Source organism: Kitasatospora sp. NPDC001547, from assembly GCF_042894165.1.
Classification (GTDB): Bacteria; Actinomycetota; Actinomycetes; order Streptomycetales; family Streptomycetaceae; genus Kitasatospora.
The window spans coordinates 1-25,639 of record NZ_JBIAVL010000009.1 but is presented as its reverse complement, the minus strand read 5'-3'; the positions used below and the strand labels follow the sequence as shown (position 1 = coordinate 25,639).

Genomic DNA, 25,639 nt, shown 5'->3' with positions numbered 1-25,639 from the left:
GACTGGCCCGACGACGGGAGCCACGGACGCGCCGCGGACGCGCCGGTCGGTCCCGGGCGGTTCGGGGGCGCCGCGGTCCCGCACGGGTGGGGCTGGGAGGCTGGTCCGCGACCGCGGCGGTCCGGCACCGGTCGGCCAGCTGCTGCTGAGCCCGATGCTCGACGACCGCGGCGACACCTTCTCCAGCCACCAGCTGGCCGGCCACGACACCTGGGACCGCACCTCCAACGCCACCGCCTGGCAGGCCCTGCTCGGCCACCGGTACGGTGCCGCCGACCTCTCTCCGTACGCCGCCCCGGCCCGCGCCACCGACCTGTCCCGACTGCCCGCGGCGTACGTCGAGGTCGGGTCCGCCGAGATCTTCCGGGACGAGGCCGTCGCCTATGCCGACGCCATCTGGCGGGCGGGCGGCGAGGCCGAACTCCACGTGTGGCCCGGCGCCTGCCACGGGTTCGACACCCTCGCCCCGCACGCCGTCATCAGCCAGGACGCCCACGACGCCCGCACCCGTTGGCTGCGGCGCCTCCTCCACCGGTGACCGGGCCTCCGCGCGCGGTGCTTCCGGGCCGCTCGACAGGGGCCGTCGTCAGCGGATTGTTCTCAGGGCCCCGGCCGCCGCCCGGGCCCCGTCCAGCAGGCACACCATGTGCAGCTTCGCGACCGCCCGGCCGTCGACCAGGACGGCCCTCGGCTCCCGCCCCCACACCTCGAAGCCGCAGGCGGTGTAGAGCCGCAGGGCCGGCTCGTTGCCCTCGGAGACGGTCAGCAGCACCTGCCGCAGCCGTCCGTCCTCCGCCGTGCGCAGCACCTCCCGCACCAGGGCGCGGCCGATCCCCCGGCCGGCGGCGCCGCGGGCCACCGCCATGCCGTACAGCGTGCCCTTGTGCCGTTCCTGGCTGCGTTGCGGGACCTTCAGCCCGGCGGTGCCGACCAGCGCGCCGGTGCCGTCGAAGGCGCCGATCAGGGCGCCCGGCCCGTCCTCGGCCTCGGCCAGCCGGCGCAGCGTCACGGACATCGGCTTGCCCGCCTCCTCGGCGTGGCTGGAGGTGAAGGCGCTCGGCGACTCGCGCAGCGCCTGGAGGCGGAAGGCCCGGTACGGTACGGCGTCCGCCGCGCCGAGGCGGCGCAGGAGCACCGGCCGCGCGCGCTCAGCCGAGACGGACACGGGTGCACCTCGTCAGGTACGGCACGGCGATCTCGTCCCGGTCGGCCAGGTCCGGGTGGGTGGCCAGCAGCTGTTCGACGTCGGCCAGCAGGCGGACCCGTGCCTCCTGCGGCAGCGCGATCACATAGCTGCGGGAGGCGACCATGTCGACGATCCCGGCCCGGGTGGTGAGGTGCTCCCAGCGGATCTCCAGCAGCTCGGGCGCGCCGAACGGCGCCGGGAGGACCGGCCGGGTGTCGATCCGCTGCGGCGTCGGAGGGCGCATCAGCTCACCCAGGGCGGCGGTCCAGGGCTCGGACTCGTCCCGGATGTTCCACACCAGGGCGAGCGTCCCGCCGGGGACGAGCACCCGGGCGATCTCCGGCACCGCGGCCGCCGGGTCGAACCAGTGCCAGGCCTGCGCCACCACCACCGCGTCCACACTGGCGTCCGGCAGCGGGATGCGCTCGGCCGAGCCCGCCCGGACCGCCGCCCTCGGCACCGCCGCGGCCAGCCGCGCCCGCATCCCCTCGTCGGGCTCGACCGCCACCACGTCCAGGCCCGCCTCGACCAGCTGCCCGGTCAACTTGCCCGTCCCGGCGCCCAGATCGAGCACCCTGCGGGCCTCCCGGGGCACCGCCGAGCCGATCAGCGCCGGCGGATAGCCGGGCCGGCCGTGTTGGTAGGCGTCCGCCGCCGCCCCGAACGACCGCGCCCGCAGCCGCCCGGCCCACCGCCTGGTCGCCCCCTGCCGCGTCATCCCGCAGGCCCGCCCGATCTCCTCCCAGGTCGCCTCGCGCCCGCGCCGCAGCTCCTCCACCAGCTCCGTCCGCCGCTCCTCCAGCGCCTCGATCACCCCCGACAACCGCCGCAGCCCGTCGACTCCGCCGCCACCGGCCACGTCCGCCGCCACCCGCCGCCCGAGATCACCCGTGTCCATGGCCCGGCACTGTACGGACCGGCGGCGGGCGGCGTCAACACTCATTGCCCTGGGGCGCAACACATGTTGCGCCGTTCGCCGCCCTGCCTCCGTGTCCTGCCCCCGCCGCCGAAAATCCGGTGCGCCCGGCGAACTCCGGCCCGCACACTGGGCCGGTCGTCCGCCGTACCGCGAAGGAGCCCCGTGCAGGGAGCAGTCAGCGTCTCGCCCGCCCAGATCCCCGAGCTGCTGCTCGGCCTGGCCACCGTCCGCCCGGTGTTCCTCTGGGGCGCCCCCGGGATCGGAAAGTCCTCCCTGGTCAGGGCGTTCGCCGAGTCGCTCGGCCTGGAGTGCGTGAGCCTGGTCGGCACCCAGCTGGCCCCGGAGGACCTGATCGGCGTCCCGCAGCTCACCCCCGAGGGCCGCTCCCGGTTCTGCCCGCCCGAGCAGATCGCCCGCGACGAGCCGTACTGCCTGTTCCTCGACGAGCTCAACGCGGCCTCGCCGGACGTCCAGAAGGCCTTCTACTCGCTGATCCTGGACCGCCGGATCGGCTCGTACGAGCTGCCGCCCGGCTCGATCGTGATCGGCGCGGGGAACCGCGCCACCGACGGCGCGCTCGCCCGGCCGATGGCGTCCGCGCTGGTCAACCGCATGATCCACGTCCACCTGCGGGCCAGCGCCGAGGACTGGCTGCGCTGGGCGGCCGGCGCCGGGATCCACCCCTGGGTCCTCGACCACCTCACCGACCGGCCCGACCACCTGTGGTCCGCCCCGCCCAAGACCGAGGAGCCGTTCTCCACCCCGCGCGCCTGGCACATGCTCTCCGACGCGCTGCACTCCTTCGGGCCCACGCTGGACGAGGAGACCCTCAAGGTCCTCGCGTACGGCCTGCTCACGCCGCAGCACGCGATCGCCTTCTGCGGCTACGCGAAGATCGTCCGCAACTCGTACGGCCTGGAGGCCATCCTCAAGGGCGACGCCCGCTGGCCGCACCGGGTGGAGGACCGCGACCTGCTCTACTACCTGGCCGACTCCTTCCGCGGCCGCCTGGTCAAGGAGCTGCCCGCCAGCAAGGAGCACGCCTCCGGGGCGCAGCGGCAGACCGCCTTCCGGGCCAAGTCACTGCTGGTGCAGCTGGCCGAGATCTCGGTCGAGGTCGCCCAGACGGTGATCGCCGACGGCGCGGACGGCAATCCGGTGCTGCCCTCCTGGTTCCTGATCGAGGCCGCCCGGGACATGCCGCGCCTGGTCGAGGCCCGCCGGTGAAGCCCGCCGCCGCGAAGCGGAAGCCCGACCCGGGCGCCGAGTCCTTCGCCGAGGGCGTCCGGCTGCTGCGCCGTAATCCCGCCCTCGCCGCCCTGCCCGCCGAGTTCTGCCGCACCGAGACCTGCGGGGCCGCCCCGCCGGGCGGTTGGGCGGTGGTCGACTCCAACGGCACCGTGCACGTCAACCCGCGCCGCCGGGCCGAGCCCGAGGAGTGGGCCTGGGTGCTGGCGCACGGCCTGCTGCACCTCGGCTTCGGCCACGTCCCGGCCGGACGCGGCGCCCGGGTCCAGCCGGACGACCACGCGGCCGCCGCCCGCTGCGCGGTGGTCAACCGCTTCCTCGCCACCTTCCCGGTCGGCCACCCGCCGGTCGCTCTCCCGCCCGAGTACCCGGGCGGCGACGAGGAGGAGCTGGCCGCCCGCTGGCGCCGCGACGGCCTGCCGCCGGCCGACGCCGCCGGGACGGCCGGCACCGCCGGCCCGGCCTGCCGCGACCAGCTGCTGGTCGAGTGGCACGGCAGCGGCCGCGCGCCCAAGGACTGGCAGAGCGCCTTCGCGGCCGCGCTCACCCGCACCGTGTCCGCCGCGATGGACCGGGCCGGCGGCCGGATCGACGAGAAGACCGGCCGGCGCCTGCCCGAACGCCCCTGGACCAGGGCGCTCAACTGGTTCGTCTCCTCCTACCCGCTGCTCGGCGGCATCGCGGCCGGCCTGACCCTGGTGGCCGACGCCGAACTCGCCCGCGCCCACGACATCGCCATCGCCGCCGTCAACGCCGACGCCGGGGAGGTCTACGTCAACCCGCTGCGCCAGTACACCGACGAGGAGTGGCGGTTCATCCTCGGCCACGAGATGCTGCACGCCGCCCTGCGGCACGGCGAGCGCCAGGGCGGGCGGGACCCGTTCCTGTTCAACGTCGCCGCCGACTACGTCATCAACGGCTGGCTGCTGGAGATGGGCGTCGGCGAGATGCCCGAAGGCCTGCTGCACGACCCGCAGTTGAAGGGCCTGTCGGCCGAGGAGGTGTACGACCGGATCGTCCGCGACCAGCGCCGGATCCGCCGGCTCGCCACCCTGGCCGGGAAGAACCGCCCGGACGTCCTCGGCGCACCGCTGGACCGCGGCCCGCGCGACTACGTGGACCTCGACGACTTCTACCGGCGCGGCCTCCAGCAGGGCTTCGAGCTGCACCGGCGCGAACGCGGCCTGCTCCCGGCCGGCCTGGTCGAGGAGATCCGCGCACTCGCCCACCCGCCGCTCCCCTGGGACGCGCGACTGGCGCGCTGGTTCGACGAGTTCGTGCCGAGCCCCGAACCGGTGCGCAGCTACTCCCGTCCCGCCCGCCGGCAGTCCGCGACCCCGGACATCCCCCGGGCCGGCCGCTACCGCCCCGAGGAGGAGGTGCCGCGCTGCACCTTCGGGGTCGTCCTGGACACCTCCGGTTCGATGAGCCGGCCGCTGCTCGGCAAGGCGCTCGGCGCGATCGCCTCCTACGCCGCCGCCCGCGACGTCCCGGCCGCCCGGGTGGTGCACTGCGACGCCGCCCCGCACGACGCCGGCTACCTCCCGGTCGAGGAGATCGCCGGGCGGCTGCGGGTGCACGGGCGCGGCGGCACCGTCCTCCAGCCGGGCATCGACCTGCTGGACCGGGCCGACGACTTCCCGCCCGGCGCGCCCGTCCTGGTCATCACCGACGGCGAGTGCGACGTCCTGCGGCTGCGCCGCGACCACGCCTTCCTCGTCCCCCGCGGCGCCGCCCTGCCGTTCACCCCGCGCGGGCCGGTCTTCCGGATGAGCTGAACAGTTCCGAGAGCCGTCCCTCGGGAAAAAGACCACGCCACTACGCCCGGACCAAGCCATCATGGCAGTCATGACGGACGCAACTGGAGCGGAGCCGCTGGGCATATGCCTGGTGGCCAATGTCGCTCAGGAGACCAGCCACGGCGAAGGCGGCCTGGAGATCCACAAGGGGCTGCGGCACTTCGCGCCCGGGGCGAAGCTGTGGATCGCACCGCCGGCCTGGGGCGACGGCGGTGAGAACGTCATCGTGGCCGGCCGCCACCGAGGGAGCCACCGCCGCTACGTGCGGATGGTGATCAAGAGCCGGTTCCTGGTGGACTTCCGGGTCCGTGCCGTCTACAGCCCGGCGCTGGTCCGTGCGTTGACGGAGGCGGAGCCCAGTGCGGAGAAGGAGTTCGGCGCCCGCTTCCTGTGGCCTCCGGACCAGGCGGAGAGCTGGGCTCGGTCCTGGAACACCCCGAAGACGAGCTCATGAGCACAAGCATCGTCGTCCAGTACACCGAGCTTCTGCGGACCAGCACTTTCGACCTCTGGACCCGGTTGCGCGAGCTTCTGCGGACCCAGGGGCTCGATCCCGCTGGGACGGTCGTCGTCGACCTCGTGCAGGAAGGCCCCGACCACGAAGACGGCCAGATCATCTCCGCCGAGGGCAGGGTCTACAGGTTCAGCCTCTTCTACGACCAAGAGGCAGAACACGGTGCCCGCAGTGCACGCCTCCACGACTGGACCGACATCACGGAGTCCTGGCAGACCGGATCGTTGGCCAGGCGGACAGCAGACGCCTTCACATGGAAGTCCCGACGCGCGGACTGAAGCCCCCCTTGATCGCGCCGGTAAGCCGGTCTGCAGATGAAACCCACACGCGCCACCGGGGGAACTGGAGAAACGGACTCGCAAGCTCGATCCATGTCCCCCGCTTCCGATCCGCAGGATCACTGGCCCGCAGATCCACTGGGCTTGAATCAGTGATGTCGGTCTGACTCAGACCGGCTGATCGCTCAAGGGTCGACTGACGGGCGTCCGTTGACCAGACTGAGCCCAATGACGACACGACCCTCTTCTCAGGAAGACCTCCGCGCTGTTCTCTTCGACTCCGGCGGCGTGCTGATGCAGCCGATCGGCGGCCGGTGGAACCCACGGGCGGACTTCGAGCAGACCGTTCTCGCCCACGTGCCTTCGGTCACGTCGGAACAGTTCGCGGCAGCCATCGCCGCAGGCGACCGCTTCCTCGCTGCCTCGTCGCCCGCGCCTGGGCTCGACGACTACCACGGGCTGATGCTTCGTGACGTGGGGGTGGAACCGACCTCGGAACTCCTCGCCGACTTGCGCCGCGAGGTCCCGCCGGCCACTCTCCTGGAGACCTATCCGGAGGTCGTGGGCACCCTGGGAGAGCTCAGCCGCCGGGGCGTGCGGATGGCGGTGGTATCGGATGCCTGGCCCAATCTGCCCGACCTTCACGCGGGACTGGGGATCGGGCGGTTCTTCGAGGCGTATGCGATCTCCACGGTGCTCGGCTGCAACAAGCCGGACCCACGCATGTACCACCATGCCAGCGACGCGCTGGGACTCGCGCCCGCGCAGTGCCTGTTCGTCGACGACGATCCGGCCCTGGTCGCCGCTGCGATCGGACTCGGGTATGCGGGGCGCGCGGTCTGCCGGGGATCGCTCACAACGGAGGTGCCGTCCATCGCGTCCCTCACGGAACTGCTGGACCTCTTCTGACCGGGCGGGAGCTCACACGACCGAGGCCCTGAACGGATCGGTGGGAACGATCTCGGCCGCGTCGAAGAGTCGCTCCAACGCCTCGTGGCCGTGATGTCGGCGGAACTCGTTCTCGGCTGCGGTCACCGGCAAGGCCCACAGAACGCGGGCGTGTCCAGCGGGCAACGGACAGCGCTCGAGCTCGGGCCCGTGGAGATAGGGCAGGCTGATGAGCAGGTGGTCGCAGGCCGAACCCGGCACCCAGGGTTCACCGATCGGCATGCTGTGCTCCAGGTCGAGCCGATGCCCTCCGCAGTGGTAGTACGCGAGCACCGCCATGAGTTCGACGAACCGCTGGTCACGGACGTGGGAGGTCATGACGAACTCGAGTCCGTAGCCGTCCTGCTCTCCCGCGGACCAGCAACCGGCCGTCACATAGGCCCAGCAGTCGCCGCGCGGGCCGGGACCCACGACGAGAACTCGCAGGTCGGGCACCACCTCCCGCCGGCCCGGCCCGAGGTCGTATTCGACGACCTCCACGGGATGCCCGTTGAAGAACCTCCGGACATGCGACTCGACGGCCGCTGCCGCCTGCACCTTCGCAACGCTCACCGCGCGATCATGCCAGACCGTCGAGGGGCGGCCCCGGCCGATCGCTCAGGGGTCGGGAAGTGCTTGGCGCGGGCCCGGCCAGGGCGGGGCGTTGCCTTGCCCTGGCGGGCTTCGCCCGTCGGCGCCGAGCCGCGTGGGTCAGGGCGACAGCGTTTTGCTCGCCAGGACCATTCCCTGGGCGTCGTACGCGGCGATCCTGATGCCCTCGAGCGGGAACTCCGTCGGGCCGTCGGCGGTCTTCCGGCTGGGCCCCCAGACGAAGCCGGTGGCGTAGCCCGGGGTGCCGGGCAGGGAGGCGACGGTGGCCCAGCGGGACCGGCCGTCCAGTTCGACGGCCATCCGGGCCACCTGCCCGGGCCCGTGGTAGACGAGGTTGTACAGGCTGTCCGGCTGCCCGGGGTTCCCGTAGTACTGCATGGTGACCTCGGTCGCTCCGCCCGCCCAGGAGTATCCGCCGCAGCCCGGGGAGCTTCCGTACGCGGGGGCGTCGTGGATGCAGATCTCCTGGTCCTTCAGCTGCATCCACCAGCCCGGGCGGCCCAACGGCAGCTGCTGGCCGGGCTCCACCACCACCGCCTCGGGAGCGGGCCCCGCCGGTTCCGGGAGGACCTGGGCGGCCGGCCCGACGGCCCGGGCCCCGCGGTGCGCGGACAGGGCCGCGCCCGTCCCGGCCACCACCGCCAGCGCGACCGCCACCGCGGAGGCGCCCATCGCCACCCTGCGCCCCCGCCGCTGGCGGCGCACGTGGGCCTGCACCGGCCCGGCGGACCAGTCCGCCACCTCGACCCGGGCCGCCTCGTCCCGCAGGGCGCCGCGCACCATGTCCTCGGTGTCCATCACCTGTCGCCTCCGTTCGTGCCGTCGATCGTTGAACCGGTGTCCGCCGCGTACGAGGCCAGCGCCGGGTGGCCGCGCAGTTTCGCCAGGCCCCGGCTGGCCTGGCTCTTGACGTTGCCCACCGAGCAGCCGAGCACCTCGGCGACCTGGCGCTCGCTCATGTCCTCCCAGTACCGCAGGACGACCACGGCCCGCTGACGCTGCGGCAACCCGGCCAGCGCCTGGAGCAGCACCGAGCGCTCCTCGACGCCGCGGTGGCCGCCGCCGGCGGTGGCCGCCCGGTCGGGAAGGACGGGCATGAGCAACTGCTTGGCCCGGCGCCGCCGGTGACGGCTCAGGTTGTTGTTCACCAGGGCCCGGTGGATGTAGGCGTCCGGCTCGTCCAGGCGGCTGATCCGGGACCAGTTCCTGAAGACCTTCGCGAACGTCGCCTGCACCACGTCCTCGGCCTCGTGGTGGTCGCCGGTGAGCAGGTAGGCGGTGCGCACCAGCCGCCGCCAGCGCGTGGCGGCGAACGCCTCGAAGTCGAGCTCCCGCAGTCCGGGACCGCCCGCGGAAGCCGATGCCGTGACGGGCCTGGGCCGGTCCTCCACCGGGATGTTCAATGCGCTCGCGGTCATCCGATTCCTCTTCGCGTCCACGCGACGGCCCGACCGGACCGTCGCTCTGCCCTACTCACCGCCGCGCCGCCGCAAGGGTTGCACGGCCCTGTCCACGAGAACGGGCCGTGCGCGGGCATCCCGCGGATCCTCGCCCCGAACGGCTGGGGAACCCACCCCGGGGCCGCCCGTGCGCGTCCCGGTCACCGGTCTCGCGCGGCCGGCCGCGGGTCCGGGTCCTGTGACCTGGTCCGCAGGCGGCCGCGGGCCGCTCGGCGGTGGAGCCTGCGGTGTTCGGCGGTCGCCCAGCGGTCGGCGCGGGCCGGGTCGAGGGGTGTGCCGTGGCCGACGTGGAGCCGGGTGGGCTTGAGGTCGAGCATCGCGCGGAGGCTGGCGAGGTTGGCGAGCGGGTCGTCGTGGAAGGGCGGGTTGGCCGGGCGGCCCTCGATGAGGCCCATGAAGGAGTTGGCGATGAGGTCGCCGGCCACCAGGTCCCCGTCGTCGGTGAGGACGGAGACGGAGCCGGCGGTGTGGCCGGGGGTGGGGATGATGCGGCCGTCGACGCCGAAGTCCGCCAGGGCGGTCTCGCCGTGGACGAGGAGGTCGGGCTCGAAGGGTTCCGCCTGTTCGTGGAGCTTCGCGTTGCGGGCCATGAGCCGTCCCATCGGGCCGGTGGGCAGGTACGGTTCGCGGACCCGGCCGGTGCGGTAGGGGCCCAGGTCCGCGGCGTGGGCGGCGATCGGGGCGCCGGTGAGCCGGCGCAGTTCGGCCGCGGAGCCGAAGTGGTCGATGTGGCCGTGGGTGACGACGACGAGGCGGACGTCCTGCGGGTCGACGCCGTGGGCCGCGACCTGTTCGGTGATGCGCCGGGCGCTGCCGGGGGTTCCGGCGTCGACGAGGACCGGGTGGCGGCCGAGCAGCAGGTAGGCGTTGACGGCGTGACGGCCCAGGACGGGTATCGGGATGACCCTGGTGCGGGACAACCGGGCGCTCCTCGGGGAGAAGGGGGGTGATGGGGATTCAGCGGGCGGTGGCGTGGGGGCGGAACCGGCGCCGGTATTCGGCCGGGGTGGCGCCCAGGCGGCGGCGGAAGGCCCGGTGCAGGGTCTCCACCGATCCGAGTCCGCTGGCGGCCGCGATGTCGGGCAGGCTGCGGGCGGTCTCCTCCAGGAGCCGGCGGGCCGCCTCCACCCGGACCGCCTCCAGGTAGTCGGCCGGGGTGCGGCCGGTGCGGTCGCGGAAGACCCGGGCGAAGTGGCGCACGCTCAGGTTCATCCGGGCGGCCATCGCCTCGACCGGGATCCGCTCGGCGAGGTTGTCGTCGATCCAGCGGCGGAGTTCGTCGATGCGGTCGTCGGCACTCGCCTGGAGGGAGAGCGGAACGCTGAACTGCGTCTGCCCGCCGGGGCGTTTGACGTACATCACCATGGCGCGGGCCGCGTCGAGGGCGATCGCCGGTCCGTGGTCCTCGGCCACCATGGCGAGGGCGAGGTCCAGGGCGGCGGTCACGCCCGCGCAGGTCCAGATCCGCCCGGCGCGGATGAAGATCGGCTCCGGGTCCACCGCGATGTCCGGGTACCGCGCGGCCAGTTGGTCGGCGGTGAGCCAGTGGGTGGTGGCGGGCAGACCGGCCAGGAGTCCGGCCTCGGCGAGCAGGTGGACGCCGGCGCAGACGCCGCCGACGCGCCGGGCGGCCGGCGCCGCCGTGGCCAGCCAGCCGACGACGTCAGGGTCGACGACGGCCTGGTACCGGCCGTCGGCGTGGTCCATGGCGCCCGCCACGAGGAGGGTGTCGACGCCCGGGCCCACCTCGGCCAGCGACCGGCCGGCGACCAGGCTGATCCCGGCGGCGGTGGGCAGCGGGCCGGCCCGCACGGCGGCGATCTCGACCCGGTAGGCGGGGGCGTCGCCCTCCACCAGGCGGGACGCGACGGAGAACACCTCCGCGGGGCCGGTCACCTCCAGCAACTCGACCCCGGGGAACGCGGCGATGACGACGGTGCGCGGTTCGGGCATGCCCCGATCCTTCCGCCGCCCGGGCCGTGTCCGCAATGCCGGGGTTCTGTCACATCCGGCCATCGGCCACGACCGAAGCGGCGCGAGCGGCCAAGGCGGGCGAGGCAGCCGAAGCGGGCGAGGCGGCGCAAGCGACCGAGACGGCCGAAGCGGCGGCCGGACGGACAGGTCCGCCCGCCCGCCCGCCGGGCCCAGCCGCGAATCCCCTTCCGGGTGATCGCCGCACCACCGATTGACCGGCATCACCGCGCCGTAGCACGAACTCGGCGCTCGGCGGAGGCACTTGGAGCGGAAACCCTTCGCATGAGCGAATCCGGAGCGGGTCGGCGGCGCGCGGGCGCCGGGGCGAGAAGCCTGGTGGGCGGGCGGTGGCCGTCCCCGGTTACGACTGGTGTGCGAGATGTCGGGGTTGTCCGGCAGTTTGCGACAAGTCGGTTGCGGGACGGTATTTTTGACTTTCGGTCAGGATGTCCTGAACTTGGCTATGCTGCACCACCACGCCTCCGGAGCCGGCCCCCACCCGTCCCCCGTACTGTTCCGATCGTTTGAGGATGCTGAATGCTTCGAGCTGGATCGTCACCCGCCAGACGGCGCCGAGCGCCCCTGCTCGGCTGGTTGTTGCCGACGGCCGTGATGGCGGCGGCCGTGGCGGTCGCCGCGCTGGTGGTGTCCGCCGGGGCCCGGGCCGGGGTGCTGTGGTGCGGGGCGACGGGCACCGTGCTGGTGGCCGTGGTGGCCGCCGAGTCGGCCCGCCGGGGGCGGGCGCTGAGCGAGTCGCGCGACCGGCACGCCCGGCAGGTGGAGGAGTTGCAGCGCCGGCTGGCCGGGCAGGAGGACGAGCTGGACCGGCTGGCCAGGGTCGAGATGCGCAGGGTGGTCGCCGGGGCCCGGTACGGGTACTCCTTCGACGTGCTGACCCGCCCGCTGGAGGAGGGCGACGCCCCCGTCTCACCGAGGTTCCGCCGCTCCCTGGTGGCCGTCACCGAGGCCGTCGCCAAGGCCGTCGACGACGAGGTCAGCCGGCGCGACTCCGCCGAGCGCGCCTTCGTCAACATCGCCCGCCGGGTGCAGGCCATCATCCACCGGCAGGCCAAGGACCTCCGGGAGATGGAGGACCGGCACGGCAACGACCCGGCGGTCTTCGACGACCTGCTGCGCCTGGACCACGGCAACGCGCTGACCGGCCGCCTCGCCGACAGCATCGCCGTCCTGTCCGGCGCCCGCCCCGGCCGCCAGTGGACCCGCCCGATCGCGCTCTACAGCGTGCTGCGCGGCGGCATGTCCCGGATCCTGGAGTACCAGCGGGTCGACCTGCACCCGGTGGCCCAGATCTCCGTCACCGGACCGGCCGTCGAGCCGCTCATCCACGCCGTCGCCGAACTGCTCGACAACGCCACCCGCTACTCCCCGCCGCACACCCACGTGCACCTGAGCGCCTCCGAGGTGCAGAGCGGGATGGCGATCGAGATCGAGGACGGCGGCCTCGGCCTCACCGACGAGGCGCGGATCCGCGCCGAGCGCTCGATCCGCGAGGCGATGGTCTCCAAGGACTTCGACGACCTCACCGAGTCGCCCCGGCTGGGCTTCGCCATCGTGGGCCGGCTCTGCCAGGCGTACGGCTTCCAGATCTCGCTGCGCCGCTCCGCGTACGGCGGCGTCCGGGCGGTGCTGGTCGTACCGCAGGAACTGCTCACCACCGCGCCGCCGACCGGGCGGGCGCACGGCATCGGCGCCTTCTCCGGGCCCCGCCCGCTCCCCGCGAACCCGCCCCGGCACGCGGCCCCGGGTCGTCCGTGGGGCACCCGGACGACCTCGGCCGGCGTCGGGCCGTCCTACGGCTCGACCAACCCGTGGGGCCCGTCCGGCCCGGGAGCCGGGGACGACGAGGTGATCGTGACCGAGTGGACGCCCAACGGCCTGCCGCAGCGCCGCCGCAGCCGGCCGATGGTGCCCCGCGGCGGCTACGGCGCGGCCGCCCGTGCCGCCGCGCGGCCCGCCGGGCCCGTGCCCGGGCCGCCGGCCCAGGCACCGCGCCCCGTCAGGGAGCCCAAGGAACCCAAGCAGCCGGGCCTGTGGCTGGAGGCGTTCATGGACGGCATCAAGGGCACCGGGCCGGCACCGACCGGGCCCACGGGACCGGAAGGCACCGGGCACGCCACGGAACCCGGCCGCGGCACGGACACCGGCCGCGCCACCGCGGAAGCCGGACACGGCACGGACGCCCGGCAGTCGGACGCCCGACAACCGGGTTCCGGACAACCGGGTTCCGGACAGACGGGTGCCGGACACACCAGCGCCGCACACACCAGTGAAGAGACGGCAGGGAAAGGCGAGCAGTGATTCCGCACCGCAGCAACATGGACTGGATCCTCAACGACCTCGCGCACAGCGTCCCGTGCGTGCGCCACGTCATCGTGCTGTCCGCCGACGGCCTGCGGATCGCCCAGTACGGCACCGACCCGGACACCGCCGACCGCCTCGCCGCCGCCTGCGCCGGGCTGCAGAGCCTGGCCGGCGCGATCGGCCACGAGTTCCCGCACGGCGACGGCTCGATGCGGCTGGTGGTGATCGAGGTGGACGGCGGCTACTTCTACCTGATGGCGGCCGGTGACCGCGCCTACCTCGCGGTGCTCGCCGACGAGGGCGTGGACGCCGGGCTGGTCAGCCACCAGATGCGCGACCTGGTCGCCCGGATCGGCGAGCACCTGTCCACCCCGCCGCGCAACCCCGAGGTGGTCGTGTGACCGACCCGGCAGCCGACCCGGCCCGCCGCACCGGGCTCCGGCGGCGGGACGGGCAGCTGAACGAGCACAGCGAGGCGGTGGCATGACGGCCGAGCAGGGTGGCTGGGACGGCCCCGAACCCGACCGGCTGTACGTCATCACCCGGGGCCGCAGCGGCCCCTCCGGGCCGGGGGTCTTCGACCTGGTCACCCTGATCGTCTCCCTCGCCGAGCCGACCCCCGCCCACCAGCCGGAACACGCCGCGATCCTGCGGCTGTGCCGTTCCCCGCTCTCGGTCGCGGAGGTCTCCGCCTACCTGGAGCTCCCCGTCAGCGTGGTCACCGTCCTGCTGGCGGACCTGCTCGACGACGGGCTGATCGAGGCCCGCAGCGCCGCCGTGCCCGCGGCGGAACTCCCCGACCGTGCCCTGTTGGAGGCGGTGATCCATGGACTTCAGCGGCTCTGACCCGGTGGTCGGGCCGGCCGGTACGGACCTGCTGCCGGACACCGTCACCACGGCGGTCAAGGTGGTGGTCGTCGGCGGCTTCGGCGTCGGCAAGACGACGCTGGTCAGCGCGGTCAGCGAGATCCGCCCGCTGACCACCGAGGAGACCATGACCCAGGCCGGGGTCGGGGTGGACGACCCGACCGGGGTCGAGCAGAAGACCTCCACCACCGTGGCCATGGACTTCGGCCGGATCAGCATCAGCGACCGGCTGGTGCTGTACGTCTTCGGCACCCCCGGCCAGGAACGGTTCTGGTTCCTCTGGAACGGCCTGTTCGAGGGCGCCCTGGGCGCGGTGGTGCTGGTGGACACCCGTCGGCTGGAGGTCAGCTTCGAGGTGATCGGCCGGCTGGAGGAGCGCGGCGTGCCCTTCGTGGTGGCCGTCAACGGCTTCCCGGAGGCGCCGTCCGTCCCGCTCGACGAGCTGCGGGGCGCGCTCGACCTGCCGCCCGAGGTGCCGATCGTCGCCTGCGACGCGCGCAGCCGGGAGTCCAGCCGGGACACCCTGATGGCCCTGATGCACCACCTGTACGAGCTGGCCGCCCCGGCGGCCCCGTAGCCCGCCGGCGCACCGGCCCCCTCCCGGCCCGCCCGCCGACCCGATGCCCGTCACCGAATCCCACCCGCGACCGGAGAGCCCGTGACCACCCCGACCCCCGAACCCGTCGGCGCCGAACCCGAACCCCGTACCGGGCCCCGCTCCGCGGCCCGTACCGCCGCCGCCCCCGTGCCGGCCGCCGCCCCGCCGCCCGGCTGCCCGGCCCACGCGGGCGGCGGCATCGCCCCGACCGGCCCCGGCGGCCTGCGCCGCCTGTACGGGCCGGAGGCCGAGGCCGACCCGGCGGGCCTGTACGAGAAGCTGCGCGCCGAGTACGGCGAGGTGGCCCCGGTGCTGCTGCACGGCGACCACCGGGCCTGGCTGGTGCTCGGCCACGGCGCCAACATCGCCGCGATGCGCACCCCCTCGCTGTTCTCCCGGGACTCGCGCCTGTGGAACGCCTTCCGCAACAACGAGGTCCCGGCGGACTCCCCGCTGCTGCCGGTGGTCGCCTGGCAGCCGATCTGCGTGTTCGCGGACGGCGACGAGCACCGCCGGCTGCGCGGCGCGCTGCTGGACGGCCTGAACGGCTTCGACCGGCGCGGCATCCGCCGCCACGTCCGCCGCTTCACCACCGACCTGGTCCAGGTGGTCGGGCCGACCGGACGGGCCGAGCTGATCTCCCAGTTCGCCGAGCACCTGCCGATGCTGGTGATGACCAAGCTGCTCGGCATGCCGGACGAGTACGGTCCGCAGCTGGTCACCGCCGCCCGGGACCTGATGAAGGGCACCGAGACGGCGATCGCCAGCAACGAGTACGTGGTCGCCGGTCTGCGCCGGACCATCGCCATCAGGCGCGAGAGCCCCGGCGACGACCTGACCAGCCGTCTGCTGGCGCACCCGGCCGGGCTGACCGAGGACGAGGTGATGGAGCACCTGCGGGTGGTGCTGCTGGCCGCGAACGAGACCACCGTCAACCTGATCGCCGACTCGCTGAAGATGGTGCTCACCGACCCGCGCTTCCGCGCCCACCTCTCCGGCGGCCAGATGACCCTGGGCGAGGCGCTGGACCAGGTGCTGTGGGACTCCCCGCCGATGTCCCTGGTGGCCGGCCGCTGGGCGACGGCCGACACCGAGCTGGGCGGCCAGCAGATCCGGGCCGGGGACCTGCTGCTGCTCGGGCTCGCGGCGGGCAACGTCGACCCGGTGGTCCGCCCCGACCTGGCGGCCCCGCTGTACGGCAACCGCTCCCACCTGTCCTTCGGCGCCGGGCCGCACGAGTGCCCCGGCCAGGACATCGGGCGGCACGTCGCCGAGGCCGGGATCGACATCCTGCTCACCCTGCTGCCGGACGTCCGGCTCGCGGTCCCCGAGGAGGAGCTGACCTGGAGCTCGGCCTGGATCTCCCGTCATCTGACGGCGCTGCCGGTGGAGTTCACCGCCCGGGACATCGAGCCGGACCCGCTCTCGGTGGCCGAGGCGGAGCAGGCGGAGGCCGTCCAGGCGAAGGCCGGGGCGGCGGCGGAGCAGGCACCGGGCCCGGCCGTCCCGGCGCCCCGCGGTGCCGAGCGCACGGGGGCGGCCGGGGCGGCCGGGGCGGTGGCCCCGACGGTCCCGGCGCAGCGCCGCGGCTGGTGGGACGTGCTGACCGGTCTGTTCCGGCGCTGAACGGCCGCTCGGCCGGCCTCTCGCACCTGGCCCGGTCAGGCCTGGCCGCCGGGCGCGGGGAGGCCGTACGGTCTCCCCGGGCCCCGGCGCGGACCAGGCTCCCGGCGCGGATCCGGACCCTGCCGCGGACCCGGACCCTGCCGAGGCCCGGTCCCGGCCCCGGGCGTCGGATCAGCCGTCGCGCCCGTCGGTCCGGCGCCGGTACAGCGTGAAGGTGTCCACCGGGGTGAGGTCGCCGTGCGGCCCGTCGAAGGTGTAGTAGGTGACCTTCATGGTGGTGGTGCCGCCGCGCCGGTCGCCCGGGTCGACCTCGAAGGCCGCGAAGCCGTGGCTGTGCACGCGGTCCTGGACGGCGGCCCAGGGGGCGTCCTCGGTGAGCCAGACCGACTCCCGGTAGGGCGCCCCCGGCTTCGGGTCCTCCAGCCCGACGACCACCCGGCCCTTGGGCTGCTCGAAGAGGTCGTCCTGGGTGGTGGCGGCGTTGCCGCCGGCGCCGATGATCATGTGGACGGTGCCCCTCCCGGTGTCGACCAGGTCGGTGCGGGTCTCGGTCGGCACCGGGGTGCGGGCGTCGTTGGGCAGGGTGCCGCGGACGGGGTGGGAGCGCTCGTAGTAGTGCTCGTGGCCGCACACCACCAGGTCGACCCCGTAGGCGTCGAACAGCGGGCCCCAGGCCTCCCGGAGGCCGAGGTCGCTGCCGGAGCCGTGCTTCGAGCTGGAGATCATCGGGTGGTGCATGCAGACCACGATCCAGTCGATCGCCCGGCTGCCCCGCGCCGCCCGCAACTCCCGCTCCAGCCAGCGCCGTTGGGCGCCGCCGGAGTAGCCGCGCAGGTAGCCGTCGCCGGAGTTCTGGATGGCCTCGTCGTCGTTGGCGAGGCTGATGAAGCGCACCGAGCCGACGGTGAAGGCGTACCACATGCCCCGGGTCTCCTCGTCCGAGGAGGCCGAGGAGTCGGGGAGGGAGAAGTAGGCCTGGTAGCCGGTGGCGCCGATCGGGCCGTTGCCGCCCTCGTTCTCGTGGTTGCCGACGCAGGGCATCCAGGGCCGCAGCCGGGTGGAGCGGCTGTTGCTGATGAACCAGTCGGCCCAGGTCGCGGTGCGGCTCTGGCCGTGCCGGCCGGCGTAGGAGGAGTAGCAGAGGTCGCCGTTGACGAGGTTGAACAGCGGGCCGACGCGTTCGACGGCGGCGACGATGTCGGCGGAGGCCGCGGTGCCGACCTGGCTGCTCATGAACACCGGGTACTTGCCGAGCGGGGAGGGCATGCCGTCGGGGAAGGTGATCCGGCGGCGGAGGTTGGGGGCCGCCTGGTCGCCGAAGCTGGTGAAGGTGAAGGGGGCGCGGCCGCGCGGGGCGGTGGTGAAGGTGCCGGTCTCGGGGACGGCACCGTCGTGTCCGGCGCTGTAGAGGTAGGTGGCGCCCGGGCGCAGGCCGGAGAGTCGGGCGTGGTGGACGTACACCTCGGCCTTGTCGATCGAGTCCCGGTAGGTGCGGGTCTCCGCCTGGACGACCCGGCCGAGGCCGCCGTCCGGTGAGCCGTACCGCACCTGCGGGCGGCGCACGGACTGCGGGGTGATCCAGGAGACGGTCATCTCCGTGCCGGCGTCGGTGCCGAACTGGAGGTGCAGTCCGCTCACTCCGGCCGTTCCGGCGCGGTGCGGGGTGGTCTGCAGGAGGGGGCTGGTGGGCGCGTCGTCGGCCGGCCGGGCGGCCGCGGGTTGCGCGGCCGCCGCCGATCCCGCTGCCACCAGGGCGGCTCCGGCCGCCGATGTGCCCTTGAGGATGGACCTGCGTGCAATGGTCATGAAAACTCCGCCTGCCGAGTGGGGGTTCGACGGGCAGTCACTTTAATGACATGTACAGGTAAAGACGATCGTTTTGACAGATCTTCGGTTTTCTACGGCTTGCGACCGACTCCCCCGTAGGCCGAGACCTCGCCCTCGACCTGCGCCGGGTCGTCGGCGAGCTCCGGGTGCCAGCGGTTGATCAGGACCACCCCCGGGTCGTCCGGCTCCAGCCCGGCGAAGAAGCGCTCGACGCCCTCGCGGGAACGGAAGTGGAGCGGGATCCCGGCCTCCGCGTACCGGCGGCCGGCGGTCGCGATGCGCTCCGGCGCGACGTCGGCGGTCCCCGCGGACAGCGCCAGGAAGCTGCCGGCGGGCAGGGCGTCCAGGAGCTTGCGGACGGGCGGGTGCGCGGCCTCGTCGGAGAGGAAGTGGACGATGTTGATCAGCGTCAGGGCGACCGGCTGGCCGAGGTCGAGGGTGGCGGCCACCCCCGGATCGGCCAGGAACCGCTCCGGGTCGCGCAGATCACCCTGGACGTAGGCGGTGCGGCCCTCGGGGGCGCTGGTGAGCAGGGCGCGCGAGTGGGCCAGCACGATCGGGTCGTTGTCGACGTAGACCACGCGGCAGGCCGGGTCCACGGCCTGCACGATCTCGTGCAGGTTGGGCGCGGTGGGGATGCCGGTGCCGACGTCCAGGAACTGGCGGACGCCGTGCACCTCGGCGAGCCGGCGCACCATCCGGTGCATCACGGCCCGGGCGGCGGTGGCGTCCTCGCGCACGCCGGGCAGGTCGGCGATGACCCGGTCACCGACCTCGCGGTCGGCCGGGAAGTTGGTCTTGCCGCCGAGCAGGTAGTCGTAGACCCGGGCGGAGTGGGCCCGGTCGGTGCGCAGGTCCACCTGCGGCGGCTCCTCGAACCCGGCCTCGGTCAGCCAGCTCTCCGACAGGTCGGCCGCCAGGTCGCGGTCGTCCGCTCCGAAGCCGTCCGCCACGAAGCCGCCCGGCGTGTCGCCGCCGCGCGTGCCGGTGTGCGGTGCGTCGGCGCCCCGTGCGCCGGTGCGCGGTGTGTCGGTGCGCGGTGTGTCGGTACCCGATGCGTCGGTGTCCACGCTCGCCCTCCCCGTTCAGCGGTGGTCCGGACCACTCAACCACAGCTGTTGACTGTCCGTCAGGCGGTTCCCGCTGTCCGCCGAACCGGCGCGTCGGCCTCCCGGACGGCCGCCGCGAAGGACGGCACCTTCATCGCGGTCAGCAGCGCGAGGGCCGGCCCGGCCGTGCAGACGGTGACGTACACCGGGATGACCCCCAGCCAGTGCCGGTCGCTCAACCACTCGGCGAGCAGCGGGAAGGTGCCGCCGAACGCGGCGATGGTGGACGCGTTGACCACACCGAGGCCGACCGCCCGCACCTCGGTCGGGAACAGCAGTCCGGTGAAGACGTTGAGCGTGCCGAGCACCGTCGCCACCAGCATCCCCAGCAGCACGGCGACGACCTGGAACGGCAGCCAGCCCTGGCGCAGCCCGGCGAGCAGGATGCCGACCAGCGGGATCGGCAGGCCGAAGCCGAGCCGGGCGACCGGCAGCAGGCCGAAGCGGTCGGCGGCGGCGCCGGTGAGCAGCATGGTGACCAGCACCACGCCGAGCACCACGGTCATGAAGGAGGCCGCCTCCTCCTTGCTGATCACGTGGTAGGCGGCGGCGTACTGCGGCAGGTAGGCCAGCGCGAAGTAGTAACCGACCGTCCCGCCCAGGGTGTTGAGGAAGACGGTGAAGACCGCCCAGCGGTGGTCACGCAGGGTCCGCAGGAACGGCGGGCGGGCGGTGCGCCGCACGCGCTCCCGGGCGCGGCGGAACTCCGCGCTCTCCGGCGCCCACCGCCGCACCCAGACGGCGGCCAGCCCGAGCAGCGCGGCGATCACGAATCCCCAGCGCCAACCACCGTTCTCCAGACCGGACTTGCCGATGGTGCGGATCAGTACGGTGAGCACCCCGAAGGAGAGCAGCGAGCCGAGGACGATCCCGCCGTAGGAGACCGAGCTGAACGCGAAGCGGTGCCGCGGCGGGGCGGTCTCGGTCACGTACGCGGCCACGCTCGGCGCCTCGCCGCCGAAGGCGAGCCCCTGCACCACCCGCGCGAGCACGGCCAGCACCGCGGCCCAGACCCCGATCGCCTCCCGCCCCGGGATGGCGGCGATGCCCAGGCTGGCGGCGGCGATCACGGCCATGCCGAAGCTCAGCGCGAAGCGCCGTCCCCGGGTGTCGCTGAGCCGTCCGATCAGGTAGGAGCCGACCGGGCGGGCGACGAAGCCCACCGCGAAGGTGACGTACGCGCCGAGCACGCCGCTGACGCCGTGCTTGCCGTGCCCGAAGAGGTCCGCCGCGAAGTAGGGCGCGAGGACGGCGTAGATGCTCCAGTCGAAGGACTCGACCACCGATCCGACCGTTGCCGCGGCCAACTCGCGCCGCCGCCCGCCGACTTCCACGTGATCACGGAGCGGGGCCACCGCACTGCTTTCTGTCATGGCCTCAGCATGGCACCGTTCGGACCGCCGGGGAATCATGCGTCGCAAGCGATGTCCGCCGTCGCACGGTTCGACACCGGGAGGGTCTCCGGGAATCCCATGTGACCGATGTGACGGGCGGGTGATATTCCTGTGCCGTGCATTCCATGATCACCCGAACCCCGCGGCGCACCCTGCCCGCCGCCGTCGCGGCCGTCGCCACCGCCGCCCTGCTGGCCGGCTGCGGCAGCGGGAGCGGCCCCGCCGCCGCCCCCGCGACCACCCCGGCCGCCGCCGCGGCGACGCCCGGCGCCGCCCCGACACCGACACCGACACCGACGGTCAGGCCCACCGGCGCCGAGGACCCGGCGCTCAAGGCCTTCTACGGCCAGCAGCTCGCCTGGGGCCCCTGCGCGAAGGACCCGCAGAACCAGGAGGACACCTCGGCGCTCCAGTGCGCCGCCCTCAAGGTCCCGCTCGACTACACCGCCCCGGCCACCGGCACCCTGGACGTCGCCGTGGTCCGCAACCCGGCCGCCAAGGCCGACCAGCGGATCGGCTCGCTGCTGCTCAACCCCGGCGGCCCGGGCGGCTCCGGCGTCCAGATGGTCACCTACGACCCCAAGGGCTTCGACGGCCCGGTCCACGACCGCTACGACATCGTCGGCTTCGACCCGCGCGGCACCGACGGCACCAGCCCGCTCAACTGCCTGGACGACCGGACCCGGGACGGCTGGCTGAGCACCGACCAGCCCGGTGACGGCCACGGCAAGCAGCTGGCCGACGCCTGCCAGGCCAAGTTCGCGCAGGTCCTGCCGTTCGTCAGCACCCGCAACAGCGCCCGGGACATGGACGTGCTGCGCGCCGCGCTCGGCGACCGGAAGCTCAACTACCTCGGCATGTCCTACGGCACCTACCTCGGCTCGCTCTACGCCGAGGAGTTCCCGGACCGGGTCGGCCGGCTCGTCCTGGACGGCGCCACCTCCGCCTCCACCGCGCTGGTCCAGCACAACATCGAGCAGCAGGCCGGCTTCGAGCGGGCCCTGAAGGCCTTCGCCGCCGACTGCGTCACCAAGGACGCGTGCCCGCTCGGCAAGGACGCCGACCAGGCGGCGCCGAAGCTCGCCGCCTTCCTCGACGGGCTCAAGGACAAGCCGCTCAGGACGGAGAAGGGCCGCACCCTGACGTCCAGCCTGGCCTGGACCGGTGTCCTCAGCCGGCTCTACGGCGGCGAGAAGGCCTGGAACGGTCTGCGCAACTCGCTCGGCTGGGCGATGGTGCGCGGCAAGGGCGACTATCTGCTCGACCTCGCCGACGGCTACAACGGCCGCGACAAGGACGGCCGTTACAGCCCCTCGGCGGACGCCTACACCGCCATCCACTGCGCCGACGGCGCCACCGACGCCCCGGCCGGCGAGCAGCTGCAGGCCGCGCTGACCGACCTCGCCGCCAAGGCCCCGCTGGTCAGCAAGCACGACCCGACGGCCGCGCTGTTCGACCCGGACTGCCGGATCTGGCCGTTCCGCGCCACCGAGAAGCCGCACGTGATCAAGTCCGCCGCCACCACCCCGATCGTGGTCGTCGGCACCACCGGCGACCCGGCCACCCCGTACGCCTGGGCCGAGAAGCTCACCGCCGAGCTGGGCAACGCCGTCCTGCTCAGCCGTGACGGCGAGGGCCACACCGGGTACGGCGCGAGCAAGTGCGTCCGCGCCTCGGTGGACGCCTTCCTGCTGGACGGCACCGTGCCGGCCGCGGGCATCCACTGCCCGACGGACTGATCCGGACCGCACCCCACCGGTGGCGCCGGGCCCGCGGGCCCGGCGCCGCCGCCGTCCTCCCGGGCTCTCAGTGGCCGGGGTGGTGGACGATGCGGTAGGTGTCCCGGTCGAGTTCGGTGACCTGGACGGCGATGACCGCGGGCCGGGCGATCCGGGCGCGCAGGGCGGCGAGCACCCGGGCGCTCAGTTCGGCGCGCTGCTCGGTGCTGCGGCCGGCCAGGATCTTCACCTCGACCAGGACCACGGCCTCACCGCCGGTCCCGTCGCCGACCCGGTGCCCGCCGGCCGGGCGGAAGAGGGTCTTGCAGTCCGCCACGGTGGTGTCGATCACCTCGGTGATCGCCTGGTGGACCTCGGCGGCCAGGGCCGCCCGGTCGAATTCGAGTTCGGCCGAGTGGTCGACCAGGATCTGCGGCACGGGAACCTCCAGGAGTCGTCTGCCGGGCGCGGCCGAGGGTACCGGACCCGCTTCGGGGCCCCGGCGCGGGTGCGGCGCCGGGGCCCCGGAGCGTCCGGTGGAGCGGTGGCCGGGTCAGCAGCCGAAGTTCACCTTGCGGAAGGTCGCGTAGTGGTCGGCGGTGTAGTAGTCCTCGTGGTACTGCTCGCCGGTGACGATGCGGCGGGCCCCGCGGGTCGACGAGCCCGGGGTGACCACGGTGTACTCGTGGTAGTAGCCGGACGACTGCGCGGGCAGCACGCGCTCCCGGTTCTGGAAGACGACGCCGTCCTGGCGGTACGGGAAGGGACCGCCGGAGGCGATCAGGTCGAGGGTGGTGCGGGCCTGCGAGGGCAGGGCGGTCAGGCACACCGAGCCGCTCACCGCGGCGTGCGCCTCGGTGGCGACGGCGATCGGCGCGAGGGTGACCAGGGCAACGGCGGCGGTGGCGGCGACGCGGGTCTTCCACGCGCGTAGAGTTCGGGTCATGACAACCAGGATGGCGACCGCGCGGCGCCGCCGGAACCCCCGTTCCAACTCTTCACCTCCGGTCAACTCGACGTACTCCCAGGTGCCTTGACCTGGTCAGCCACCGGCCCCGGTCAGCCGCGGGACAGCACCAGCGACTGCACCGACGCGAGCCTGCGCCAGTCGCTGGAGACGATGCTCGCGTGCGCCTTCGCCAACTGCTCGGTGCGGGCCCGCGCCTGGTCGGCGGTCGGGTCGGTGCCGCTGATCGCCGGGGCGACCAGGTGGGAGTCCGTCATCACCAGCAGGTAGTGGGCGCCGTCGTACCAGGCGGTGTCGACGGTGGTGACGTACGTGGAGGCGTCGCCGTCGAAGACCACGAACCAGGGCCGGATCGAGGCGTCCGCGCCGGTGTACCGGCCGCGCGGGTCGCCGGTGGCGGCGCCCAGCACGGACGGGAACACCTGGGCCTGGCCGATCCGGCCGGCCGCCGCCAGGTCGCGCAGGTGCCGGCCCTGCTCGACGTCGGTGTGCAGGGTGTCGAAGGGGTTGTCCAGCTCGACCGTGCCCGGTATCGCGTACAGCAGCACCTTGCCGGCCAGCGCCGAGCGGCTCGGCCAGTTGCCCGCCCGCACCGCCTCGTCGACGCTCGCGTACGAGCCGCCGCCGGGCCTGGCCAGCAGGTCGGCCGGGCGCAGCACCGCGGAGCCGAGGTGCTGGGCGATCAGCGCGTCCAGCTGGTCCGGGCCCATCCCGAGGTTCGCCGAGTAGCCGGGCTTGAGCTCCAGCTTGATCACCAGCGGCCCGGCGCCGGGGTGCGCGGCGAGCCAGACCCGGACGTCGTCCAGGCAGCTCCCCAGGTCCTGGTCGGTGTTGCCGCCGTAGAGCTGCGCGGGGGTGCTCGCGGCGGTGCAGTTGTTGGAGTTGCCGAACGGGTTGGAGTGGCTGACCTGCCACTTCTTGGTCACGATGTTCGGCCAGAGGTCCAGCTCGATCATCCCGGTGCCGGTGTCCAGCCCCTGAGCGAGGTACGGGAAGGCGCCCGGGTCGTAGGTGTTGTGGAGGCCGACGGTGGTCGCGGAGCCGAACGGCAGGTCGCCCGGCCCGCCGGTGGTGGCGTCCGCCGGTGCGGTCGGCACCAGCGCCGCCGCGGCGGCCATCAGGCCCGCGGCCAGGAATCCGGTCAGGGTGCGGCGTACGGTCATCGGAACGGTCCCCCCGAGGTCGTGGGATGCGGCCGCCCGGCTCCCGGGCAGCCTGACGAAGCATCGCCCGCCCGGGCGTGCTCAGGATGAAGAAGGCACGACAATAGCGTGACGGCCACACCGCTTCTCCCCCGCTCCCCTCCCCTTCCTCCACCCGTTCACCACCCGCCGCTCCCGCCACGCCCGGCACGGGTGACGGAGCGTCGGGAAACCGGCGCCCCCGGTTAGCGTGGCCCGCGCGCGGGGGTGCGGGCGGTCCGCACCCGAGGCACGCGCGAGACACGGCGCGGCGGAGGAACGATGTCCCTGGTGCGGGTCCACAACTTCTCGATCTCCCTGGACGGTTACGGCACGGGCGAGGGCCAGAGCCTGGACGCCCCGTTCGGCCATGCCGCCGACCGGCTGCACACCTGGTTCTTCCACACCCAGACGTTCCGGCGGATGCAGGGCAAAGACGGCGGCAGCACCGGCGTGGACGACGCGATGGCGCGCACCTGGGGCGACGGCATCGGCGCGGAGATCATGGGCCGCCACAAGTTCGGCCCGCAGCGCGGCCCCTGGCAGGACGAGGACTGGCGGGGCTGGTGGGGGCCGAACCCGCCGTTCCACACCCCGGTCTTCGTCCTCACCCACCACCCGCGCCCGTCACTGGAGATGGACGGCGGCACGGTCTTCCACTTCATCGACGCCTCCCCCGAGGAGGCGCTGCGCCGGGCCCGGGAGGCGGCCGGCGGCCTGGACGTGCGGATCGGCGGCGGCCCGACCACCGTCCGGGAGTTCCTGGCGGCCGATCTGATCGACCACCTGCACGTGGTCCTGGTGCCGGTGCTGCTCGGCCGGGGCGAGCCGCTCTGGACCGGGCTCGAGGGGCTGGAGCGGCGCTTCCGCACCGAGGCGGTGGCCTCGCCGAGCGGCGTCACCCACCTCACCTTCACCCGGCCGTAGCCGGGCCCCGGCCGGCCCGGCTACGGCCGGGTGCTCGGCACGGACGGCGCGGACGGCGCGGTACGGACGACGGCGGCCTCCCCCCCCCCCCGGGGGGGGCCCCCGCGGGGGTTCCCCCCCCCCGCCCCGGGGGCGCCCCGGGCGGCCCCCCCGGTCACACCCCGGGGGCCGCCCTCACCACCGACT

The 25,639-nt window shown here is 74.0% G+C and carries 25 protein-coding genes and 1 pseudogene; 13 read left to right on the top strand and 13 right to left on the bottom strand.

What is annotated here, in order from left to right:
• Positions 1-43: 43 nt before the first annotated feature.
• A pseudogene (locus ACFY0X_RS18390) lies at positions 44-538 on the top strand (alpha/beta hydrolase fold domain-containing protein); the annotation flags it as partial.
• A gap of 48 nt (positions 539-586) precedes the next feature.
• Here the strand turns inward: ACFY0X_RS18390 and ACFY0X_RS18385 are convergent.
• Both ACFY0X_RS18385 and ACFY0X_RS18380 read right to left on the bottom strand, forming a co-directional pair.
• Positions 587-1,165, bottom strand: coding sequence for a GNAT family N-acetyltransferase (locus tag ACFY0X_RS18385; RefSeq protein ID WP_387755780.1), 579 nt, complete (start codon positions 1,163-1,165; stop codon positions 587-589).
• On the bottom strand, positions 1,149-2,084 hold the full coding sequence (locus ACFY0X_RS18380) for a class I SAM-dependent methyltransferase (protein WP_387755778.1): 936 nt from the start codon (positions 2,082-2,084) through the stop codon (positions 1,149-1,151). The genes ACFY0X_RS18385 and ACFY0X_RS18380 overlap by 17 nt, the downstream gene beginning before the upstream one ends.
• A gap of 183 nt (positions 2,085-2,267) precedes the next feature.
• Here ACFY0X_RS18380 and ACFY0X_RS18375 point away from each other — a divergent pair, with 183 nt between their 5' ends.
• The 5 genes from ACFY0X_RS18375 (at position 2,268) to ACFY0X_RS18355 (ending at position 6,853) form a co-directional block, all read left to right on the top strand.
• Positions 2,268-3,332: an ATP-binding protein gene (locus tag ACFY0X_RS18375; protein WP_387755776.1), complete on the top strand. Its 1,065-nt coding sequence runs from the start codon at positions 2,268-2,270 to the stop codon at positions 3,330-3,332.
• Positions 3,329-5,131 (top strand): hypothetical protein, encoded by a 1,803-nt coding sequence (locus ACFY0X_RS18370; protein WP_387755774.1) that lies wholly within the window; start codon positions 3,329-3,331, stop codon positions 5,129-5,131. Before ACFY0X_RS18375 ends, ACFY0X_RS18370 begins: the two co-directional genes overlap by 4 nt.
• A gap of 70 nt (positions 5,132-5,201) precedes the next feature.
• Positions 5,202-5,606, top strand: coding sequence for a hypothetical protein (locus tag ACFY0X_RS18365; protein ID WP_387755772.1), 405 nt, complete (start codon positions 5,202-5,204; stop codon positions 5,604-5,606).
• Positions 5,603-5,944 (top strand): hypothetical protein, encoded by a 342-nt coding sequence (locus tag ACFY0X_RS18360; protein ID WP_387755770.1) that lies wholly within the window; start codon positions 5,603-5,605, stop codon positions 5,942-5,944. The genes ACFY0X_RS18365 and ACFY0X_RS18360 overlap by 4 nt, the downstream gene beginning before the upstream one ends.
• Positions 5,945-6,172: 228 nt before the next feature.
• Complete coding sequence (locus tag ACFY0X_RS18355; RefSeq protein ID WP_387755768.1) at positions 6,173-6,853, top strand: HAD family hydrolase; 681 nt, start codon at positions 6,173-6,175, stop codon at positions 6,851-6,853.
• Positions 6,854-6,865: 12 nt separating this feature from the next.
• Here ACFY0X_RS18355 and ACFY0X_RS18350 read toward each other — a convergent pair whose 3' ends face one another.
• The 5 genes from ACFY0X_RS18350 to ACFY0X_RS18330 form a co-directional block, all read right to left on the bottom strand.
• Complete coding sequence (locus tag ACFY0X_RS18350) at positions 6,866-7,444, bottom strand: suppressor of fused domain protein (protein ID WP_387755766.1); 579 nt, start codon at positions 7,442-7,444, stop codon at positions 6,866-6,868.
• A 138-nt stretch (positions 7,445-7,582) separates the two neighbouring features.
• On the bottom strand, positions 7,583-8,281 hold the full coding sequence (locus tag ACFY0X_RS18345) for a hypothetical protein (RefSeq protein WP_387755764.1): 699 nt from the start codon (positions 8,279-8,281) through the stop codon (positions 7,583-7,585).
• Entirely contained in the window at positions 8,281-8,901 is a 621-nt protein-coding gene (locus ACFY0X_RS18340; protein ID WP_387755762.1) for a SigE family RNA polymerase sigma factor, read from the bottom strand. Before ACFY0X_RS18340 ends, ACFY0X_RS18345 begins: the two co-directional genes overlap by 1 nt.
• A gap of 182 nt (positions 8,902-9,083) precedes the next feature.
• Positions 9,084-9,863: an MBL fold metallo-hydrolase gene (locus ACFY0X_RS18335; protein WP_387755760.1), complete on the bottom strand. Its 780-nt coding sequence runs from the start codon at positions 9,861-9,863 to the stop codon at positions 9,084-9,086.
• 37 nt (positions 9,864-9,900) lie between these two features.
• Entirely contained in the window at positions 9,901-10,896 is a 996-nt protein-coding gene (locus tag ACFY0X_RS18330) for a GlxA family transcriptional regulator (RefSeq protein ID WP_387755758.1), read from the bottom strand.
• A 558-nt stretch (positions 10,897-11,454) separates the two neighbouring features.
• Here ACFY0X_RS18330 and ACFY0X_RS18325 point away from each other — a divergent pair.
• The 5 genes from ACFY0X_RS18325 to ACFY0X_RS18305 all read left to right on the top strand — a co-directional run bounded on the left by ACFY0X_RS18325 (position 11,455) and on the right by ACFY0X_RS18305 (position 16,330).
• On the top strand, positions 11,455-13,236 hold the full coding sequence (locus tag ACFY0X_RS18325; protein ID WP_387755756.1) for a sensor histidine kinase: 1,782 nt from the start codon (positions 11,455-11,457) through the stop codon (positions 13,234-13,236).
• 17 nt (positions 13,237-13,253) lie between these two features.
• The gene (locus ACFY0X_RS18320; RefSeq protein WP_355264222.1) at positions 13,254-13,640 is read left to right on the top strand and encodes a roadblock/LC7 domain-containing protein; all 387 of its coding nucleotides are present in this window, start codon (positions 13,254-13,256) and stop codon (positions 13,638-13,640) included.
• A gap of 82 nt (positions 13,641-13,722) precedes the next feature.
• Complete coding sequence (locus ACFY0X_RS18315; protein ID WP_387755754.1) at positions 13,723-14,085, top strand: DUF742 domain-containing protein; 363 nt, start codon at positions 13,723-13,725, stop codon at positions 14,083-14,085.
• The gene (locus tag ACFY0X_RS18310) at positions 14,066-14,683 is read left to right on the top strand and encodes an ATP/GTP-binding protein (protein WP_387755752.1); all 618 of its coding nucleotides are present in this window, start codon (positions 14,066-14,068) and stop codon (positions 14,681-14,683) included. Before ACFY0X_RS18315 ends, ACFY0X_RS18310 begins: the two co-directional genes overlap by 20 nt.
• A 168-nt stretch (positions 14,684-14,851) precedes the next feature.
• Positions 14,852-16,330: a cytochrome P450 gene (locus ACFY0X_RS18305; RefSeq protein ID WP_387756174.1), complete on the top strand. Its 1,479-nt coding sequence runs from the start codon at positions 14,852-14,854 to the stop codon at positions 16,328-16,330.
• Between the two features lie 171 nt (positions 16,331-16,501).
• Here the strand turns inward: ACFY0X_RS18305 and ACFY0X_RS18300 are convergent, their stop codons facing one another.
• The 3 genes from ACFY0X_RS18300 to ACFY0X_RS18290 all read right to left on the bottom strand — a co-directional run bounded on the left by ACFY0X_RS18300 (position 16,502) and on the right by ACFY0X_RS18290 (position 20,639).
• Positions 16,502-18,136 carry a purple acid phosphatase family protein gene (locus tag ACFY0X_RS18300; RefSeq protein WP_387755750.1) on the bottom strand — a complete coding sequence of 545 codons (1,635 nt, stop codon included), beginning with the start codon at positions 18,134-18,136 and terminating at the stop codon, positions 16,502-16,504.
• 92 nt (positions 18,137-18,228) lie between these two features.
• On the bottom strand, positions 18,229-19,050 hold the full coding sequence (locus tag ACFY0X_RS18295) for an SAM-dependent methyltransferase (RefSeq protein WP_387756172.1): 822 nt from the start codon (positions 19,048-19,050) through the stop codon (positions 18,229-18,231).
• Positions 19,051-19,286: 236 nt separating this feature from the next.
• On the bottom strand, positions 19,287-20,639 hold the full coding sequence (locus ACFY0X_RS18290) for an MFS transporter (RefSeq protein ID WP_387755748.1): 1,353 nt from the start codon (positions 20,637-20,639) through the stop codon (positions 19,287-19,289).
• A gap of 146 nt (positions 20,640-20,785) precedes the next feature.
• On the opposite strand from ACFY0X_RS18290, the gene ACFY0X_RS18285 reads away from it, so the two are divergent.
• Entirely contained in the window at positions 20,786-22,399 is a 1,614-nt protein-coding gene (locus ACFY0X_RS18285) for an alpha/beta hydrolase (RefSeq protein ID WP_387755746.1), read from the top strand.
• A gap of 67 nt (positions 22,400-22,466) precedes the next feature.
• Here the strand turns inward: ACFY0X_RS18285 and ACFY0X_RS18280 are convergent, their stop codons facing one another.
• From ACFY0X_RS18280 to ACFY0X_RS18270, 3 genes are all read right to left on the bottom strand, one after another.
• Positions 22,467-22,817, bottom strand: a complete 351-nt coding sequence (locus tag ACFY0X_RS18280; protein WP_387755744.1) for a 5-carboxymethyl-2-hydroxymuconate Delta-isomerase — start codon at positions 22,815-22,817, stop codon at positions 22,467-22,469.
• 114 nt (positions 22,818-22,931) lie between these two features.
• Positions 22,932-23,324, bottom strand: a complete 393-nt coding sequence (locus tag ACFY0X_RS18275) for a ribonuclease domain-containing protein (RefSeq protein WP_387755742.1) — start codon at positions 23,322-23,324, stop codon at positions 22,932-22,934.
• Between the two features lie 113 nt (positions 23,325-23,437).
• Positions 23,438-24,508: a phosphatidylinositol-specific phospholipase C domain-containing protein gene (locus ACFY0X_RS18270; protein WP_387755740.1), complete on the bottom strand. Its 1,071-nt coding sequence runs from the start codon at positions 24,506-24,508 to the stop codon at positions 23,438-23,440.
• Between the two features lie 300 nt (positions 24,509-24,808).
• Between ACFY0X_RS18270 and ACFY0X_RS18265 the strand changes: the two genes are divergently transcribed.
• Positions 24,809-25,453, top strand: coding sequence for a dihydrofolate reductase family protein (locus ACFY0X_RS18265; protein WP_387755738.1), 645 nt, complete (start codon positions 24,809-24,811; stop codon positions 25,451-25,453).
• The last annotated feature ends 186 nt before the right edge of the window (positions 25,454-25,639 follow it).

Bases quoted from the DNA above. Each gene is read 5' to 3' on its own strand.
- ACFY0X_RS18380 (WP_387755778.1), bottom strand. From the start codon at position 2,084: ATGGACACGGGTGATCTCGGGCGGCGGGTGGCGGCGGACGTGGCCGGT.
- ACFY0X_RS18365 (WP_387755772.1), top strand. From the start codon at position 5,202: ATGACGGACGCAACTGGAGCGGAGCCGCTGGGCATATGCCTGGTGGCC.
- ACFY0X_RS18360 (WP_387755770.1), top strand. From the start codon at position 5,603: ATGAGCACAAGCATCGTCGTCCAGTACACCGAGCTTCTGCGGACCAGC.
- ACFY0X_RS18355 (WP_387755768.1), top strand. From the start codon at position 6,173: ATGACGACACGACCCTCTTCTCAGGAAGACCTCCGCGCTGTTCTCTTC.
- ACFY0X_RS18345 (WP_387755764.1), bottom strand. From the start codon at position 8,281: ATGGACACCGAGGACATGGTGCGCGGCGCCCTGCGGGACGAGGCGGCC.
- ACFY0X_RS18340 (WP_387755762.1), bottom strand. From the start codon at position 8,901: ATGACCGCGAGCGCATTGAACATCCCGGTGGAGGACCGGCCCAGGCCC.
- ACFY0X_RS18330 (WP_387755758.1), bottom strand. From the start codon at position 10,896: ATGCCCGAACCGCGCACCGTCGTCATCGCCGCGTTCCCCGGGGTCGAG.
- ACFY0X_RS18325 (WP_387755756.1), top strand. From the start codon at position 11,455: ATGCTTCGAGCTGGATCGTCACCCGCCAGACGGCGCCGAGCGCCCCTG.
- ACFY0X_RS18320 (WP_355264222.1), top strand. From the start codon at position 13,254: ATGGACTGGATCCTCAACGACCTCGCGCACAGCGTCCCGTGCGTGCGC.
- ACFY0X_RS18315 (WP_387755754.1), top strand. From the start codon at position 13,723: ATGACGGCCGAGCAGGGTGGCTGGGACGGCCCCGAACCCGACCGGCTG.
- ACFY0X_RS18310 (WP_387755752.1), top strand. From the start codon at position 14,066: ATGGACTTCAGCGGCTCTGACCCGGTGGTCGGGCCGGCCGGTACGGAC.
- ACFY0X_RS18300 (WP_387755750.1), bottom strand. From the start codon at position 18,136: ATGACCATTGCACGCAGGTCCATCCTCAAGGGCACATCGGCGGCCGGA.
- ACFY0X_RS18290 (WP_387755748.1), bottom strand. From the start codon at position 20,639: ATGACAGAAAGCAGTGCGGTGGCCCCGCTCCGTGATCACGTGGAAGTC.
- ACFY0X_RS18285 (WP_387755746.1), top strand. From the start codon at position 20,786: ATGATCACCCGAACCCCGCGGCGCACCCTGCCCGCCGCCGTCGCGGCC.
- ACFY0X_RS18275 (WP_387755742.1), bottom strand. From the start codon at position 23,324: ATGACCCGAACTCTACGCGCGTGGAAGACCCGCGTCGCCGCCACCGCC.
- ACFY0X_RS18270 (WP_387755740.1), bottom strand. From the start codon at position 24,508: ATGACCGTACGCCGCACCCTGACCGGATTCCTGGCCGCGGGCCTGATG.
- ACFY0X_RS18265 (WP_387755738.1), top strand. From the start codon at position 24,809: ATGTCCCTGGTGCGGGTCCACAACTTCTCGATCTCCCTGGACGGTTAC.